Origin of the sequence: Bacillus sp. LUNF1 (assembly GCF_011008975.1) — a bacterium.
GTDB classification, from domain to species: domain Bacteria; phylum Bacillota; class Bacilli; order Bacillales; family Bacillaceae; genus Bacillus; species Bacillus velezensis.
In genome coordinates this window covers 2,331,510-2,350,452 of sequence record NZ_CP048876.1, presented here as the reverse complement: position 1 = coordinate 2,350,452, position 18,943 = coordinate 2,331,510, and the positions used below count along the sequence as shown (strand labels likewise).

Annotated in this window: 2 protein-coding genes; both read left to right on the top strand. The window is 50.4% G+C overall.

Annotation, left to right across the window (positions count from 1 at the left end; translation table 11 throughout):
• The first annotated feature begins 7 nt into the window (after nucleotides 1-7).
• On the top strand, nucleotides 8-12,601 hold the full coding sequence (locus G4O42_RS11155) for a type I polyketide synthase (protein WP_057766243.1): 12,594 nt from the start codon (nucleotides 8-10) through the stop codon (nucleotides 12,599-12,601).
• Between the two features lie 18 nt (nucleotides 12,602-12,619).
• The gene (locus G4O42_RS11150) at nucleotides 12,620-18,916 is read left to right on the top strand and encodes a type I polyketide synthase (RefSeq protein ID WP_032872224.1); all 6,297 of its coding nucleotides are present in this window, start codon (nucleotides 12,620-12,622) and stop codon (nucleotides 18,914-18,916) included.
• Nucleotides 18,917-18,943: the final 27 nt, after the last annotated feature.

Here is an 18,943-nt window from a genome sequence, read left to right as displayed (position 1 = left end):
TATCCTCATGAAATGTATTAACGAATTTTTAAGAACGGTAATAGCGCAAAAGCTGGGTGCCGAGGTGACCGAAGCGGAAGATAAAACCGCTTTTTTCACTCTTGGCGTGACGTCTCTCATCAGTGAAGAAATCATGACCATATTGCATAAAGAATTTACCGGCCTTTCTGAAACGCTGCTTTTTGAATATCCGAACATTGAGAAATTGAGTGAGTTTTTAAGTGCGCAGAAACGAAATCCCGAAAGCGTTCTTGAATTCACAGAAACGGAGCCTGATACGGGAAGCCGGCAGGAAGAAGAATTGCTTCCTGTACAGGCGGCTGAAAAGGTGCCTGAACCGGCAACGGACGGGAGCTCTGATATTGCGGTTATCGGAATGAGCGGGATGTTTCCGAAAGCGGAAAACCAGCATGATTTTTGGGACAATTTAATGGAAAATAAAGATTGTGTCTCCGAAATCCCAGAGGACAGATGGGACAGCTCTTATTACTCGGAAGAGAAAACGGCAGAATACGCGTCATACAGTAAATGGGGAGGTTTTATTGATCATCCGGATCAATTTGACCCGCTGTTTTTTTCTGTTTCCCCGTGGGAAGCTGATTTAATGGACCCTCAGCAAAAATTGTATGTCACGTGCTGCTGGGAAGCGATGGAGGATGCCGGTTACGGGAACCCGGCGGCGAGGCCGACGGATCAAATCGGGGTATTCGCCGGAGTGACCTGGAATGAATATTCATTAATTGCACACGAAGAAGGTTTCCTCAAAGATCAGTACAAAGGCCCCGGCTCCTTATATTGGGGCATTCCGAACAGGGTTTCTTATTTCCTTGATCTCCATGGCCCGAGCATTGCTGTTGATACGGCGTGTTCTTCATCGCTTGTCGCCGTCCATCAAGCTTGTCAGGCCATTATGTCGGGCGACTGTGAAATGGCGCTGGCCGGAGGCGTCAACCTCAGCTTACATCCGCAAAAATACATGTTTTTAAGCCAATCGCATTTTCTGTCTTCTGAAGGAAAATGCCGCAGTTTCGGTGAAGGCGGAGACGGTTACGTGCCCGGCGAAGGCGCGGGAGCCGTTTTGTTAAAACCATTGAAAAAAGCGATTGCGGACAAAGACCACATCTACGGTGTCATTAAGGGGTCCGCCACTAATCACGGCGGCAAAACGACCGGGTATACGGTGCCGAATCCGGAAGCGCACCGGGACCTGATTTTATCCGCTCTAAACAGAGCCGCGGTAAGTCCGGCGGATATCAGCTACATTGAAGCTCACGGAACCGGCACGGCGCTCGGCGATCCGATTGAGATACGCGGCCTGTCTATGGCATTTGATAAACAGACCGATGAGAAAAATGACTGCGGAATCGGCTCGGTGAAATCCAATATCGGACATTTGGAAGCGGCTGCAGGGATCGCCGGTTTAATCAAGGTGCTTTTAAGCATGAAACATGAAACGCTTCCCGCCAGTCTGCACTCCGAGGAACTGAACCGCAAGATTTCTTTTTCTGATTCGCCATTTTATGTCGTCCGAAACAACCGGCCGTGGCCGGCTGAAGGAGATAAACCGAGAATCGCCGCAATCAGTTCATTCGGAGCAGGAGGCTCTAATGCCCATCTGATTGTAGGTGCTTATCAGCCAAAACGGCAAGCGGACGGGAATACTGAGCAAAAACCTCATGCCGTCGTATTAAGCGCACATTCCGAACAACAGCTGAAAGAATATGCCGGGAAATTGAGCATCTTTCTTGCCCGATTGGAAAACTCGCCTTCTGCCGGCGGATACAGTCTGGAAAATATCGCTGCCACCTTATTGTCAGGCAGAGAGCCCTTCTCCTTCCGGCTTGCTGTCATTGCATCATCCCTTTCTGAGCTGAAACAGCGATTGGACGGATTTGTGAGCGGTCACAGCGACGGCAGGCATATGTACTTCGGAAAAGCCTCACCCGGGCGGCCGGACGTTTCAGGCCAGTCCGTTTCAGATCCTGAGAAATTTGCCGCGCTGTGGGTGAAAGGCCTTCAAGGTTGCAAAAAGCCGGAAACGCCGTATCAGAAAGTTCCGCTTCCTACGTATCCGTTTTTAAAGGAAACGTCCTGGCTGACCGATCAAAAAAAGCGGTATACAAAAAAGCCCCAAAATATCAAAAGGCGTGAAGCGCTTCATCCTCTGCTTGATGAGAATGTTTCATCCGTCCGGAAAGGAACGTTTCAAAAGATATTTTCCAAGGATGAATATTTCTTTAAAGATCATTTAGTGAACGAAAAATATGTGCTTCCCGGAGTCTGTCATCTGGAAATGGCGGCATACGGCGCGGCATTGTGGGGAGAACGCCCGGCCGTCTCTCTTCAAAGTGTGTGGTACATGGAGCCGATTGTGACAGGGACAGACCCAAGATCCGTCATGATAGAGTTTGAAGCAGAAAAAGAGCGTATAAGCTATGTCATTAAAGAAAAAGGAGCGGACGGCACCCTCTTTTCGCAAGGAGAAGTGATTTGTAAAGAAAAAGGAGCGTCTTTTGAGGCCCCGGCCTTTCAGCTCCCGGCGCCATTTGCGCAGAGAACGGAGCCGAAAGACATCTATCACTCTTTCTCTGAGGCGGGAATCGTGCAAAAGGACAGTTTTCAGGTCATCCGCGAATTCTCTTATACAGAAAGGAAAGCACTGGCCAAATTAACGCTCCCGTCATACTTGGAAGCCGATTTTAAACAGTACATCCTACATCCGTCCTTAATGGATGGCGCTGTTCAAACCGCAATGGCGCATGTGCTGCAATTTCAAAAAGAGCCTGCGCTTATCGTACCGTTTTCCTTCGGAGAAATACTGCTGCTTGAACCGTTAGCGAAAACCGTATTTGTGCATGCGGAGGTAAAAGCGGCCTCCGTTCACCAATTTGATCTGCATATTTGTGATGAGCGCGGCGTGCTGTTGGCGGCAGTGAAAGATTTTATCATAAAAGAGGTGCAGGAAAGCGCCGGGTTTAACCAAAAAGCCGGCGTCACGCCGAAGAAAAGCCGTGAAACGGAATTGCTTATGACACCGGTTTGGAACACCGTCACCATTCCGGAAACCGGCATGCCTTTCATGCGTGAAGAAAAAATAATCGTCATCGGGGCCGGGCCGGATTTTCAGCAGGCTTTGAAAGAGATGTATTCCGATGTCCGTTTTCCGGACATCACTTCTTTGGACAGCGCGGAACAAATGGCTGAAACACTGAAAACGCAAGGCTCTTTTCAACACATGATATGGGCGGCGCCGGATCATCCCGTTCCATCCGTTTATGATGCGGATACGGCCGACGGACAGGAGCACGGGGTCATGCAGCTTTTCCGGCTGATAAAAGCGCTTCTGCTTCTGAATTTTGATACGGCACAACTATCATTGACAATCTGCACGTTTCAAGCACAGCCGATTCATGAACATGATGAGGTCAATCCCAGTCATGCAAGCATACACGGATTAGCGGGGTCGCTCGCAAAAGAATACAGCAATTGGAGCATCCGGCTTCTTGATTTGGAATCTCAAAGGGGATACCGGCATCTTCCCGATGTCTTCTCTTTACCGGCGGACTCCGAGGGAAACCCGTGGGTCTTTCGTGCAGGTCAGTGGCACCGCCAGCAATTGGCCGTCTGCCGGCCTCAGGCAGATGAGCCTTCATTATACCGGCACGGCGGGGTTTATGTGATTATCGGCGGGGCAGGCGGAATAGGAGAAGTATGGACTGAATATATGATTCAGACCTATCAGGCGAAAATTGTCTGGATCGGGAGAAGGAAAAAAGATACACAGATTGAAAGAAGGCTGAAAAGACTTGCGGCTTTAGGTCCCGCACCGCAATATTTCAGCGCGGATGCTGCGGATTATGACTCTCTCAAACGGGCGTATGACACCATTGTGAAGGAAAATGGAAAGGTCCGCGGAATCATTCATTCCGCCATCGTGTTATCAGACCGAAGTTTTGCCAATATGGAAGAGGATCAATTCCGCGCTTCACTTTCTGCAAAAACCGATGTCAGCTTGCAGATTGCCCGGGTAGCTGAAGGGGAACCCCTGGATTTCTTGCTGTTTTTCTCTTCGATGATGTCGTTTCAAAAAGCGCCGGGACAGAGCAATTATGCCGCCGGGTGCACGTTTAAAGACGCTTTTGCTAAGCGGATCTCACAGAAAGCGCCGTATGCTGTAAAAGTTGTCAATTGGGGCTTTTGGGGAAGTGTCGGCGTCGTGGCCTCAGAACAATACCGGAAACGGATGGAGCGGGACGGAATCGCTTCTATTGAGGCGCCCGAAGCGATGAAAACGCTGGAAACCCTGCTTTCCGGACCTCATGACCAGCTGGCGCTGATCAAAACGACAGATCCGGTTTTTATGAAAGACGATCTGAAAGAACAAGTAACGGTTTATCCGGAAAAGATTCCTTCCGCACTCGGACAATTAGCGGTTAACATCACGCACAATGACGAAGCTGAGCGGTTAAAAGCATCAAGTGTCATGAGCTGCATGAGAGAGTTGGAATCCCTTATTGAAAAAATGCTAGTATCAACCCTTTATGAGATGGGAGCCGGTCTTGATCAGGCTTTGCCGTTATTTCAATCGGCTGCCGGCATAACGGAACAATACAGCAGATGGCTGAAAGAGAGCTTTGTCCTCCTGACTGAATTAGCGCTTGCTCCGGAAAAAACGGATCTAGGGCAGGTGTGGGAGGAATGGGAGCGGAAAAAAGAGACTTGGCTGCGCCAGAAAGACATGAGGGCGCATGTCAGATTGGCAGAAGAGACATTGCGTGTGCTTCCAGACATTTTAACCGGTAAGCTTCCGGCAACGGAAGTGATGTTCCCTGACTCCTCCTTCCGTCTTGTGGAAGGCATTTACCGCAATAATATCATTTCTGATTTTTTCAATGACAAGCTTGCTGACACATTGATTGCAGTTTTGCGGGAACGTCTGGAAAAAGACCCGCAGGCGAAAATCCGCATTTTAGAAATCGGAGCCGGAACGGGCGGGACGAGCGCCGCGGTCATGAGAAAATTGAAACCGTATGAAGCGCATATTGCCGAATATTGTTTCACGGATATTTCTAAAGCATTTCTTTTACATGCAGAAGACATATTCGGTCCGGAATATCCTTATGTCACTTATAAAATATTCAACGCTGAGCAGCCGGTATCAACAGAAGCGCAGGACATCGGCACGTATGACGCAGTGATCGCGACCAATGTGCTTCATGCGACAAAAAATATCCGCTCTGCGCTGCGCCATGCGAAAGCAATGCTGCAAAAAAACGGCCAGCTGTTTTTAAATGAGATCAACAGCCGCACCATATTCAACCATGTGACGTTCGGCCTTCTTGAAGGCTGGTGGCTGTATGAGGATCATGATTTACGGATTCCGGGCTGTCCGGGGGTTGAGCCGGCCGGCTGGGCGGAAGCGCTTTCGCTTGAAGGGTTCGTCCATCCTCTGTTTCCGGCTGAAGCCGCACACGACTTAGGCCAGCAGATTATAGCGGCTGAAAGTGACGGAACGGTCAGGCTTGCCCTCCCGCAGGCGTCAGAAGAGAAGCCGGAGCGCCGTCCGTATGACGCAGATGGTCTTTCGGATGATACTTTGCATTTCAGCCTGAGAGAAAAAAGCGTTGAACTGATGAAGAAGGTCATCGGTGAAGCGCTTAAAGTGCCGGCGCATCGTCTTTTATCCCATGAACCTTTAACCGCATACGGATTGGATTCCATACTGGTCGTCAGACTGACCAACGCGTTAAAAGACGTCTTCGGTTCTGTCAGCAGCACTTTGTTTTTTGAATATCAAACCATTGATGAGCTTGCTGATTACTTTCTGTCTTCCCGTAAAGAAGCGCTCGAGCGGCAATTCGGGAATGGACGGGCTCATCCCGAAAACGCCGGACGGGTGCAGGCTCCCGCAGAAAGCGCCGCGCCGATTCCAAACGTAAGAGAACGGGGCATCGCATATCTGACGGAATTAATAGGAAAAACGCTGAAGATTCCGAGCGGGAGAATGGATCCGTCGGTTTCCTTAACCGCATACGGTTTGGATTCTATTCTGGTCGTCAGGCTCACGAATGCTTTTCGTAACGTGTTTGACCAAATGACCAGCACCCTCTTTTTTGAATATCAGACGATAGAAGAAATTGCGGATTACCTGCTTCTTTCTCAGCGGGGAGCATTTATGAAAGCGATGGGTGTGCGTGAGGAGCAGCTGTCTGATCACACAGATAACCTGAATGTAAAACAAAACAAAATTCCTCAAAACGAGGAAGACAGCAGGACGAACGGAGATCCCTATATCCAGGATATCGCTGTCATCGGTCTGTCAGGCCGGTATCCGGGCGCCGATCACGTTGATGAGCTGTGGGAAAATGTAAAAGCCGGCAGGCATTCTATTACTGAAGTGCCGAAAGATCGCTGGGACTGGAAAACGTTTTATAACGAGGAACGCGGAAAATGGGGGTCCATTTATTCAAAATGGGGCGGTTTTCTCGATGACATTGATAAATTTGATCCGCTGTTTTTCCGTATATCTCCCGCGGAAGCTGAAAGGATGGATCCGCAGGAAAGGTTGTTTCTGCAGACTGCTTATTCAAGCATTGAAGATGCGGGGTACACCCCGGCTACGCTTTGTGACAGCCGGAAAATCGGAGTCTTTGTCGGTGTGATGAACAGCAATTACCCGACAGTTCCCAGCGACTGGTCTATCGCAAACAGAGTATCGTTTTTGTTCAATTTCCAAGGGCCGAGTATGGCTGTGGATACAGCATGCTCTTCTTCTTTAACAGCTGTCCATCTCGCCGCAGAAAGCCTGCGGAGCGGAATGAGTGAAACAGCGATTGCCGGCGGAGTCAATCTTATCGTTGATCCGGCCCACTATGAGCGGCTGTCCGCTTTTTCAATGCTGTCTCCCGGTGATAAATGCAAATCTTTCGGAGACAGTGCGGACGGTTTTGTTGACGGTGAAGGAGTAGGGGCGATTGTGTTAAAGCCGCTTGCTCAAGCGGAGAAAGACGGCGATCATATTTACGGCGTTATTAAAGGAAGCATGCTGAACGCAGCAGGCAGGACAAACGCTTATATGGTGCCGAATCCGAAAGCGCAGTTTGATCTGATCGCAGAGACGTTGAAACGAACAGACATTCACCCGAGAACGGTCAGTTACTTGGAAGCTCACGGAACGGGCACTGCGCTCGGTGATCCGATTGAAATCGACGGGTTAACGAAAGCTTTTCGCCTGACAACAGAAGACAGGCAGTTTTGTTCCATCGGTTCCATTAAATCAAATATCGGACATTTAGAAAGCGCTGCCGGGATTGCGGGAATCACCAAACTGCTTCTGCAATTGAAACATAAGAGGATTGCCCCTTCATTGCATGCGGCGGAATTGAATCCGAATATTGAGTTTGAGCACACTCCGTTTTTCGTACAGCAAACAGAAACGGAATGGAAACGACCTGTCTTGAATATCACGGGTGAAATGAAGGAATATCCGAGAATTGCCGGCATTTCCTCGTTTGGAGCAGGAGGTTCAAACGCACATGTCATCATTCAGGAATATGTGCCGTCTGAGAGCCTGAAACCAATGGAAAACGTGCTCGTTTCTCCGCAAAAACCGGCTGTTATCATTTTATCAGCGCGAAATGAGCAGCAATTGACAGAGCGCGCCCGCCAGCTTCTGGATGATGTCATAAGAAAAAAACGTTCTGACGGGGATTTGGCCAAGATCGCTTACACGCTTCAGGCGGGAAGAGAACCGATGGCTGAGCGGCTTGCATTTACGGCCGAGTCGATAGAAGAACTGAAAATGAAGCTTATGAGTTTCTCAAACGATCATAATATCGAACATGCTCATATCTGGCGGGGCAGGACAGCCAAACATCATTCATTGGCGGCTTCGCTCACTTCTGATGAAGATATGGCGCTTACCATAAATGCCTGGCTGAAAAAAGGGAAATACGGAAAGCTGCTTGACCTTTGGGTTAAAGGACTTGACGTCGATTGGTCAGCTCTTTATCAGCGCAACCCGGGCCACATCAGTCTCCCGGCCTACCCTTTTGCCAAAGACCGATATTGGGTGACAAAAGCTGATGTGTCACTTGACAAAACAGGCTCAGCGGAAAGTGAGAAAGCAGCCAGACTTCACCCGCTGCTTCACGCGAATACATCGACTTTTACCGCCCAGCGCTTTACTTCTGTTTTTTCTGGGCATGAACCGTTTTTTGCCGATCATATCGTCAATGGAAAACTGGTGCTTCCGGGCGCAGCTGCTTTAGAAATGGCCCGGGCCGCCGTTACACTTGCCGCTGAAGACCTGCCGGGCGGGAAAACGGGTGTCCGGATCAAACAGATCGTTTGGCTCCGGCCGGTGACGGCGCTTTCTGAAGGAGTGACGCTTCATGTAAGACTTCAGCCGGAAGAAAACGGAGACATCGCTTTTGAAGCGTATGCCGAAGGAGAAGAGCCGCTTGTCTTTTTCCAGGGAAAGGCCGTGCTCGAAGAGACGGAGCGTGCTCCTGTTCTCGATGTGGAAGCGGTTCAGGCGCGCTGCGGCGGCCGTCACTTGTCAAAGGCTGAGTGCTATGAAGCGTTCGACAGCCTCGGCATCACCTACGGACCGTCTCATCAGGCGCTTGACGCCGTCTATGCCGGAAGCGGAGAAGTGCTCGCAAAGCTCATTCTCCCGCCGTCCGCCCGCGAGGAAAAGGAGCCGTTCATCCTGCATCCAAGCATGCTGGACGCCGCTCTTCAGGCTTCTATCGGTCTCGTGCTTTCAGACGGTTCCGCGTCCGGACGGCCGTTTCTGCCGTTTGCCCTCCAGGATATGCAGGTGTTTTCTGCGTGCCGGGAGACGATGTGGGCGGCGCTTTCCTCAGCGGACGGCGCCTACCATATTGAGCTGTGTGACGAAAACGGCGCGGTATGTGTCCGATTGACGGGGCTCACCGCCCGTTTTCTGGAAGAGGAAACGGAGGAAAAACCGCTCTTGCTTCAGCCAAAGTGGCAGGAATCACCGCCGGGTGAAGGCGGCGGACAAGAAGAGTCTTTCAGATACGTGACGCTGTATGGCGGAATGAATGCTGAGGACATAAGCGGCGCCGTATGTGCGGCTGACGGCGAAGGTCCGATTGAAGACCGTTATGACGCCTGCGCGGCGGAGCTGTCAGCGATCGTCACGCGTCTTATCAAAGAAAAACAGAAGGAAAAAACGCTGATCCAGCTTCTTGTCCCCGACAGGGGGGAAGACAATGTATTGGCGGGGCTGGCCGCTTTCCTGAAAACGGCTCACCTTGAACATCCGAAGCTGTACGGCCAAGTCATCCAAGCCGATCCGGACGAGTCAGCATCATCGCTTCTTGCCAAGCTGAAAGAAAACCGGGCGCATCCTGAACAAGCGGAAATCCGTTATGAAGACGGCAAACGTCTCGTCAGAAACTGGCGTCATCTGCCGGCCTCTCAAAGCGGCGCCGTTCCGTGGAAAGACGAAGGGGTCTACCTCCTCACCGGGGGAGCGGGCGGCATCGGACTGATTTTCGCTGAAGAAATAGCCTCCCGCGTCAAAAATGCCGTCCTCGTATTAACGGGGAGGGCAGAAGTGCTTGATGAAGAGCGCTCCGCCCGCTTACGGCACTTGGAAGCGTCGGGCGCCCGCGTATTTTATCAACCGGTTGACGTGACAGACAGAGCGGCGGTCATCGCCCTCGTCCGCGGCATACAGGAGGAGCACGGAACACTCGACGGGATCATTCACGGCGCAGGCGTGATCGCTGACAACTACATTCTGAACCAGACAGAAAACGAACGGAAGGCCGTCATGGCGCCGAAAGTGAAAGGGCTTATCAATCTTGATGAAGCAGCGAAAGATGTGCGGCTGGACTTTTTCATTCTGTTTTCTTCCTTGGCGGGAGGCATGGGAAATCCGGGGCAGTCCGGTTATGCGGCAGCCAACGCATTTATGGATGTTTATGCAGCCCGCCGGAACCGTCTCGTGCGGGACAACGAGCGGAGCGGGCAGACCCTGTCTGTCAACTGGCCGCTTTGGGAAGAGGGCGGTATGCGTGTGGACAAAGAGACCGAACGGCTGATGTATGAACAGACCGGAATGAAAGCCATGCGATCAGCCTCAGGCATCCAGGCGCTTTACGCCGCTTTTGCCTCCGGAGAACACCAGGTCATGGTGGCAGAGGGCGACGAAAAACGGATTCGAAAAAACCTGATGCCTGAAACGCCGGAACCGTCCCGTAGCATTCATGTGTCAAGGAAGACGCCCGTCCATATGCCGAATAAAGTACAAGCGGAACTCAAACATATGATATCAGGCATTCTGAAGGTGAAAGAAGACGAGATAGATGCTGAATCAGAGATGAGAGATTATGGCTTTGATTCGGTTTCATTCACGCAGTTTGCAAATGAACTAAATAAAACGTATGGGCTTGAACTGACACCGGCCGTGTTTTTTGAATACCCGACAGTCTTTAGTTTTGCCCAATACTTGCTGACGGAACATCCGGATACATTCGGCTCACAGGCAGAAACAGAAACGGAGAAACCGGTTGTGCGTAAAAAAATGAAGACGGAGCCATTCTCGATTCAGTCCCGCCTTCCTAAAACAAAAACCGCAGCTGCACCTGAGCCCGTGGCGATAATCGGAATCAGCTGTGCATTTCCAATGGCTGAAAATCCGGAAATGTTTTGGGAGAATTTAGCCGGAGAAAAGGACTGCATTTCTGAAATACCGCCGGAGCGCTGGGACTGGAGACAGTATTACGGAGATCCGCAGAAAGATAAAAATGCGAGCAATGTAAAGTGGGGCGGCTTCATTGATGAAACCGCTCAATTTGATCCGTTATTTTTCGGTATTTCTCCGCATGAAGCCGAAATGATGGATCCTCAGCAAAGACTTTTAATGATGCATGTATGGAAAGCGATTGAAGATGCCGGCTGCTCTGCCAAAAGCCTGTCAGGTACAAATACAGGCATTTTTGCAGGCACGACAAACAGCGGTTACGCTCAGGAAGCTTCAAAGTTCCATATAGAGATTGAGGGTTCTTCCGCCGCCGGAACGGTTCCGTCAATCGGTCCGAACCGCATGAGCTATTTTCTGAATATACATGGGCCGAGCGAACCGATTGAAACCGCCTGTTCAAGCTCATTGGTCGCTGTTCACCGTGCGGTCAGGGCAATTCAGGCCGGAGACTGCGGCATCGCGATTGCAGGAGGCGTCAATGCTATTGTGTCGCCGGATATGCATATCAGCTTTAATAAAGCGGGAATGCTCAGTGAAGACGGGCGCTGCAAAACATTTTCCGATCAAGCGGACGGGTATGTCAGAGCTGAAGGTGCCGGTATGATTGTTTTGAAAACATTATCCGATGCGGAACGTGACGGCGACCGTATTTATGCCGTTATTCGCGGAACGGCGGAAAATCATGGCGGACGGGCGGCTTCCCTTACATCGCCGAATCCGAAAGCACAGACAGAAGTCATGATAAAAGCGTATCAGCAAGCGAACATCGACCCCCGTACAGTGAGTTATATTGAAGCCCACGGCACGGGAACGGCGCTCGGAGATCCGATAGAAATCAACGGACTCAAAGCGGCTTTTGCAGCGCTTTATCAGAAAGCCGGAGTAACGGCACCCGATCAGCCTCATTGCGGCCTCGGTTCCGTCAAAACGAATATCGGCCACACAGAGCTTGCCGCCGGCATGGCCGGGCTTTTAAAAATTATTTTGCAGATGCAGCACAAAACGCTTGTTAAAAGTCTGCATTGTGAAACCGTTAATCCGTATATCAGCCTCGACGGCAGCCCGTTTTATTTCGTCCGCGACACTCAGCCGTGGAAAGCGGCGACTGATGATAGCGGAAATGAACTGCCGCGGAGAGCGGGTGTCAGCTCGTTCGGATTTGGCGGTGTCAACGCTCATGTCGTGCTCGAAGAATATGTTTCTCCTGTTGAAGAGAAACAATGGACTGCCGGTGAACTTCAGCCGTCCTTATTCATTCTCTCGGCAAAGACGGCGGAACAGCTGAAGGAACGTGCGGAACAGCTGCGCAGATATTTGGAAAAGACACATTCAGCTGACGGAGCTCTTGCGGATATCGCTTATACGCTTCAGCTTGGCCGGGATGAAATGGAAGAGCGCCTTGCCGTCATTGCTGAAACAAAAGAAGAGCTTACGAACGCGCTGAATGATTTCCTCAGCGGCAAGGAGGCGGGGCAGAATTTCTTTACAGGCCGGAACAAAGCGATGAAACAGCTGTTTACAGAGATGACGGACAATGCAGAAATGAGCGGGACCATAGATCAATGGATTGAAGCAGGAAAGTATGCAATGCTTGCAAAATTATGGGTGCAAGGCTTGCATGTCGACTGGAATAAATTATATCCGGACGAAAGGCCAAAAAAAGTCAGCCTGCCCGTCTATCCTTTTACGAAAACACATTGCTGGATACCGCACAGTGCGCAGCATATAAGGCACCGGGAGACTTATGAGACTGATATGTCCCCGCTTAAGACTTATGAACACCTGCTTGATGAATTGGAGAGAAACGAAATAAGCATAGAAGCCGCTGTAAAAAGAACGATCGGTTTTTACAGGGATTAGCGTAATGGAGGAAACCATATGAAAGAGTTTCTGCACCGGGTTTTTTCTGACGTCAAAAATAAAAAAATGACAAAACAGGATGCGATCGGCATTTTGCGCGATTATGATATGCGGATGGGACTTCGCCAAGCGGATTCCCTTCATCCGCTTGCTCAGCAGCATATTTCCGATGAAACGGGACTGGGATTCTCGGCAGCTTTCAGCGGCCGGGAATTTTTTCTCGCTGATGTTTCTTTACAGCGTAAAAAGCTTATGCCCGGAGAACTTCTTTTGGAAATGGCGAGAGCTGCGGCTGCTTTGACAGTAAAGGAGACTGAGGCTGTCCGGCTGACGCATATCGTGTGGTCAAAGCCCATTCTGACTGAGGCTGAGCCGTTCCATATCGAAATCAGGCTGATACCCGCAGAGGGTGAAGCCAAAAGGTTTGAGGTTTATAATCCATTTTCTGCCGATTTAAGTCATTATGATGTGTACAGCCAAGGGACGATTCAGCCAGTTGATGCTGCGCCTGGCATGCTGGATATCAGCCGCTTGAAGGAAAACAGCGGTTCCCTGATGGATCAGCAGCAAATTGAAGCCATCACTCAGAACGATACCGTTCAATACAGTGAGCACATGAAAGGAATTGAGCGTATTTACGCCTCAGCAGGGCGGATGCTGGCAGACATATCAATTCCATTGACAGACCAAAAAGAATCCGCCCGATTCGGCTTCCCTCCCTGTGTGATGCAAAGTGTGACAGAGGCATGCGCGTTGCTTGGCGGCAAAGAATATAAAACGCTCGCCCCGGTTTCATTGGACGAGCTTTTGTTTTATGAACCTTGTCCTGACAAGGTATGGGCCGAGATACAAGAGAAGGCGGGGAGCTTTTATATTGATTTATGTGACGAAGAAGGAAAAATATGGGCTTCCCTGTCGGGGTTGAAGCTGCAGCCTGTCATCAAGACGGGCGCTCCCGGAAAAACCAATGCCGAACACCGCAGTGAACGTTTGTATGAACAAACGCTTCTTCAGCTCAAAACGCTTTTTGCCCTGACTACAAAAATTGCTGTTTCCAACATAGATACTGAAGAGCCGCTGGAAACTTACGGAATCGACTCAGTCACTGTGACGAAATTGAACCGCGAATTGTCTCTGCTTTTCGGTGACCTTTCCAAAACGGTTTTTTACGAATATAAGACACTGGGCTCCCTGGCTGCTCACTTTGTCACGGATTATCCAAAAGAATGCCGAAAGTGGACAAATGATGATGAGCACCGTTCAGGCATATCAGAACAGGTTTTGGCAAATGAAGATTTTCCGGTGCTTCCGTCGTTTATCAAGCGAAAGAAACGGCCTTCTTTTTCCAATGAGAACCAGACAAAAGAAGGGATTGCGATTATCGGAGTCAGCGGACGTTATCCGCAAGCTGAAACACTTGAAGCGTACTGGGATAACTTAGCAGCCGGAAAAGACTGTGTGACGGAAATTCCCGAAGAGCGCTGGGAAAAGGACAAGTACTACAACCCTGATCCCGAAGAGGCCGTGAAAGAAGGGAAAAGTTACAGTAAGCGGGGCGGGTTTCTGAAAGATGCCGCTTTCTTTGATCCGCTGTTTTTTCAAATTTCACCCCGTGATGCTTTGAATATGGACCCGCAGGAGCGTCTCTTTATTGAAATGTGCTGGCAGGTGCTGGAGGATGCCGGTTATACGAAGGAACAGCTTGAGAATCTGTATAACGGCCGGGTCGGCGTTTTTGCGGGCATTACGAAAAACGGGTACGGAATGTACTGGAAAAACGGCGGGACCCTGCAGCCGAAAACGTCGTTCAGTTCAGCGGCCAACAGAGTTTCCTATTTTCTTAATCTGAAAGGGCCGAGCATGCCGGTCGACACGATGTGCTCGTCTTCGCTGACTGCAATCCATGAAGCGTGTGAAAACATCCTTCGCGGCGAATGCGACATGGCGATTGCCGGCGGTGTGAATGTGTATACGCATTCTTCGGCTTATGCGGAGCTCAGCGCCTATCGAATGCTTTCAAAAGACGGAACGTGCAAAAGTTTCGGTGAAGGCGGGGACGGATTTGTTCCCGGGGAAGGCGTCGGGGCCGTGCTGTTAAAGCCGCTGTCAAAAGCGATGGCTGATAAGGACCATATTTACGGTGTGATTCGCGGCACTCATATCAATCACGGAGGCAGAACAAACGGGTATACAGTGCCGAGTCCGAGCGCCCAGGCTGACGTGATTTCCGGCGCGCTTGAAAAATCAGGAATACATCCGCGGATGATCAGCTGTATCGAAGCCCACGGCACGGGCACTGAACTCGGAGATCCGATCGAGATTGACGGTTTGACCCGCGCATTTCAAACGAAAACGTCAGATAAAGGTTTTTGCGCCATCAGCTCAGTTAAATCCAATATCGGGCATTTGGAAGCCGCGGCAGGCATTGCCGGTGTAACGAAACTGCTGCTCCAGTTTCAAAAACGCAAGCTGGCCCCCTCTTTACATTGCCGGAAATTGAATCCGAATATTGTATTCGACCGGACGCCGTTTTTGGTGCAGCGTGAATTGGCAGACTGGAAACGGCCGGTCATTGAGGAAAACGGAGCGCAGAAAGAGATTCCGAGAATCGCGGGCATCTCTTCTTTTGGTGCGGGCGGGGCAAATGCCCACATATTGATAGAAGAATATATTGAACCTGATAGAGAGATTTCTGAGCCATTCACAGATGAAGATCCCGCAGTCATTTTATTATCCGCCAAACAGGAGGCCAGCCTGAAGCAGCGGGCGCAGCAGCTTCTTCAAGCGATCAGAAAAAAAGACGTCACAGACCGCAGTCTCCGGGATGCGGCTTACACCCTTCAAACCGGAAGAGAAGCGATGGAAGAACGTGCGGCGTTTATCGTGACGTCGACAGAGCAGTTAGCGGAAAAACTGCAGCGTTTTATTGATGGCGGGACAGACGGCTGTTTTCTCGGAAAAAGCAAACAGTATAAAGACATTCTAGCCGTTTTTAAGGATGAAGATATGCAGGACGCCGTCCGTAAATGGATGAAACGAAAAAAATTCGCGAAGCTTCTGGAACTTTGGGTAAAAGGGCTGAAGATTGATTGGTCAGAGCTTTATAATGGCAGCCTGCCGCACCGCATCAGCCTTCCCGGTTATCCATTTATAAAGGACCGGTATTGGCCGGTCGATGCAGCGCCGGACAATGTTCGTGATGCTGAAACACATTCTGAAACATTGCGTGAAACCCGCTTTTTACAGAAAAGCTGGGCAGAAAGCAGCAGTGTTTCGGTTAAGGAAGTGCGGGGCGTCATCGGAATAGCCGCCGATCACCAGACAGGAAATTTGGCCGTTGAGCTGTGCCGTTATTTCCCCGAGTCTGAAATCATTGACGCTGCGTCATCGGAAATATCTGGGGACGCGTCCCGGTTTGGCGGTCTGATTGATGTGACCGGATGCGGAACGGAAATCAATCATGATGACGGCTGGATTCATCATCTGCAGTCTCTCATTGACAACAGAAACCGCGGCCGAAAGCTTCAGCTGCTTTGTGTGACAAAGGGGCTTGAACTTTTTGCAAATGAAACGATAAATTTCTCAGGTGCAAAAAAGGCCGGATTGTACCGGATGCTCCAAAGTGAGTATAAGGATATCCGCTCGCGGCATATGGATGCAGAACGGACTGCCGAAGATCCTGAGCTGGCAAACCAGATCGCAGAGGAGTTTTTTCGCGATTCTGAAGACATCGAAGTGTGTTACAGAAACGGTGTGCGCTATCACGCGCGGTTAAAAGAAACAAACAGCTTAGCAGAAAAAGAATTTTCATTTCCGAAAGACCATGTGCTCTGGATCACCGGAGGGACCCGGGGACTCGGATATTTATTCGCCCGGCATTTTGCCGAACGATACGGAGTCACGAAACTCGTGCTTACAGGAAAAGAAACCATGCCGCCGAAAGCGGAGTGGGATGATCATATCAAACGGAATTCCCCGTTTTCTGAAAAAGTGAGAAGAATCAGAGAGTTCGAACAAAAAGGTGTCCGAACGGAAGTGCTGTCTGTATCTTCCGGCCCTGAATATGAGCAGGCCGTCAGCCGGGTGAAAGATCAAATGGGGCCGATAGGAGGCGTGATACACGCAGCGGGAGCCGTAGATCTCGATCATCCGGCCTTTATCCGTAAAACAAGAGAACAGATGATGCCCGTGGTTGAGCCTAAAACAGACGGACTGGACCTGTTGTATCAAGCGCTGCACAAGGAGCCTCTCCGGTTTTTTGCGCTGTTTTCTTCAGTGTCCGGCGTGATGCCGGAATTAGGAGCGGGACAAAGCGATTATGCCATGGCTAACGCCTATATGGATTATTTTGCGGCCGCAAAAGGTTTCCCGGTGCTGAGCATTCAATGGCCGAGCTGGAAAGAAACGGGTATGGGCGAATCAAAAAGCCGGGCCTATCTGAAAAGCGGTTTAAAGAGCATCACTGACAGAGAAGGGCTGAGCCTGTTTGATGCCATCATGGCAGGCGATTGCGGATCTGTTATTATGCCGGCCGTCATTCACCCGGAAAAATGGGAGCCTGACCGTCTGCTGCTTTCATCCGGCCTTACTGAAACAAAGCAGCAGGAACAGGCCGATACAGAAAGCGTTGAGGAGTGGCTGACGGGCATTTGCTGCCGGGAATTAAGACTGGAGCCGTCAAGATTCGAATCTGATACACCGTTTCAAGATTACGGAGCCGATTCCATCATGCTTGCCCAAGTGTCCAGAGCGATCGGAAAGAGGATCAAAGCTGACCTTGACCCGGCGGTGCTGTATGAATACCCTACGGTTGCTGCGCTGGCCGGATGGCTTGAAACAGCATATCCGGAAATCAAAGCTGCCGTTTCAAAACCGGTTCAGCCTAAAATCCCGGACGTTCCTAAACAAACTGCAGCCGCTGTCTTTCAGCCTTCTGGCGCTAGAGCGGCTCAAGACATCGCTGTTGTCGGAATGTCCTGCCGTTTTCCGGGAGCTGAATCAATTGAAGCTTATTGGAAGCTGCTGTCTGAAGGAACGTCGGCCATTCAAAGGGTGCCGAAAGAACGCTGGAAAACGGAGAAGGCGGATTATGCGGGCCTTTTAAAAAATGTAACGCATTTTGACCCGGAGTTTTTCCTTATTCCCGAAGAAGACATCAGGGCAATGGATATCCAGTCCTTTCTTATATTAGAAGAGGCGCTTCATCTGTTCAGAGACAGCGGTTACTCTTTACAAGAAATGAAAGGCAGGTCAGCCGGTGTCTATTTAGGAGGACGCGGCGGCAGTATGCCTGACGCAAACCATCTGAAACATGCAAAAAATCCGATAGTCGCCGCGGGCCCGAATTACTTAGCGGCCAATCTTTCTCAGTTCTTTGATTTGAAGGGGCCGAGTCTCGTTTTGGATACGGCCTGTTCTTCAGCGCTTGTCGGTATGAATATGGCGATACAGGCGCTTTCTTGCGGTGAAATCGACTCAGCGGTGGTCGGGGGAGTCAGTCTGCTGGAATCCGGTCAAACCCACCGGATGTTCGAACTTCGCAATCTGTTAAGCGAAGAGCCTGCGTTTCATATTTTTGACCGCCGCACGGGCGGCATCGTATTGGGAGAAGGCGTCGGAATGGTGTATTTAAAAACAGCGGCCCAGGCTGTAAAAGACGGGGACCGGATTCATGCGGTCATTAAAGGCATTTCCGTAAACAATGACGGCAGAACCGCGGGGCCTGCCACACCGAATATACAGGCGCAGAAAGAAGTGATGGCCAATGCGCTTGCCAAAAGCGGCAGAAAAGCGGAGGATATCAGCTACATTGAAGCAAACGGTTCAGGCTCTGAAGTAACGGATCTTTTGGAACTGAGGGCGATTGAAGCGGTGTACCGTATGCAAAACAGCTCGCCTTGCGAATTGGGGTCGATGAAGCCGAATATCGGACACCCGTTATGCGCTGAAGGGATTGCCGGATTCATTAAAACAGTGCTTATGCTCTCGCGCCGAATGCGTGTGCCTTTCCTTTCCGGCAAAGAGCCGATGACACATTACGATTTGTCCGCCTCGCCGTTTTATTTTTCGCACGCTCTGCGTGAATGGACGGATTCACCGCGGATTGCCGCCGTCAGCAGTTTCGCTGACGGAGGGACGAATGCCCATGTCATAGTGGAAGCCTGGGAGCAAGAGGCGTATACCCCGGTCAGAAAGCCTTTGCCGAGACAGGAATTAAAGCGCCGGCCCATTCGTCCGGACAAAGCCGAAAGCCTGCATGAAAACGCACATAAATCCCGTCCGAATACGTTTTGGAAACAAATGAAGACTTACTGATTGCGCTGAAAATTGAACGTCGATATG